This window comes from Lentzea sp. CC55 (assembly GCF_021056325.1).
In the GTDB taxonomy this organism is placed as follows: domain Bacteria; phylum Actinomycetota; class Actinomycetes; order Mycobacteriales; family Pseudonocardiaceae; genus Lentzea; species Lentzea jiangxiensis.
In genome coordinates, this window is record NZ_JAJCXE010000051.1 from 1 (window position 1) to 1,200 (window position 1,200).

At 55.8% G+C, this 1,200-nt stretch carries 1 rRNA gene; it reads left to right on the forward strand.

The annotated features are described in order from the left end of the window. A 23S ribosomal RNA gene (locus L6E10_RS31785) occupies nucleotides 1-1,157 on the forward strand; the annotation flags it as partial. Between the last annotated feature and the right edge of the window lie 43 nt (nucleotides 1,158-1,200).

Below are 1,200 nucleotides of genomic sequence, written 5' to 3' on the forward strand. Positions count from 1 at the left end.
GGCCGCAGAGACCAGCGAGAAGCGACTGTTTACTAAAAACACAGGTCCATGCGAAGTCGCAAGACGATGTATATGGACTGACGCCTGCCCGGTGCTGGAACGTTAAGGGGACCGGTTAGTCACTTCGGTGGCGAAGCTGAGAACTTAAGCGCCAGTAAACGGCGGTGGTAACTATAACCATCCTAAGGTAGCGAAATTCCTTGTCGGGTAAGTTCCGACCTGCACGAATGGCGTAACGACTTCTCGACTGTCTCAACCGCAGGCCCGGCGAAATTGCATTACGAGTAAAGATGCTCGTTACGCGCGGCAGGACGGAAAGACCCCGGGACCTTTACTATAGCTTGGTATTGGTGTTCGATTCGGCTTGTGTAGGATAGGTGGGAGACTGTGAAGCGGCCACGCCAGTGGTTGTGGAGTCATCGTTGAAATACCACTCTGGTCGTATTGGATGTCTAACCTCGGTCCGTGATCCGGATCAGGGACAGTGCCTGGTGGGTAGTTTAACTGGGGCGGTTGCCTTCCCAAAGAGTAACGGAGGCGCTCAAAGGTTCCCTCAGCCTGGTTGGCAATCAGGTGTCGAGTGCAAGTGCACAAGGGAGCTTGACTGTGAGACTGACGGGTCGAGCAGGGACGAAAGTCGGAACTAGTGATCCGGCCATGGCTTGTGGAAGCGTGGTCGCTCAACGGATAAAAGGTACCCCGGGGATAACAGGCTGATCTTCCCCAAGAGTCCATATCGACGGGATGGTTTGGCACCTCGATGTCGGCTCGTCGCATCCTGGGGCTGGAGTAGGTCCCAAGGGTTGGGCTGTTCGCCCATTAAAGCGGTACGCGAGCTGGGTTTAGAACGTCGTGAGACAGTTCGGTCCCTATCCGCCGCGCGCGTAGGATACTTGAGGAAGGCTGTCCCTAGTACGAGAGGACCGGGACGGACGGACCGCTGGTGTGCCAGTTGTTCTGCCAAGAGCATTGCTGGTTGGCTACGTTCGGAAGGGATAACCGCTGAAGGCATCTAAGCGGGAAGCTCGTTCCAAGATGAGGTATCCCACCCTTCGTGGGTTAAGGCCCCCAGCTAGACCACTGGGTTGATAGGCCAGAGGTGGAAGACCGGTAACGGTTGGAGCTGACTGGTACTAATAGGCCGAGGACTTGTTACGAAGACGCTACGCATCCACTGTGCGGTTCTGGAAGAACAACCAG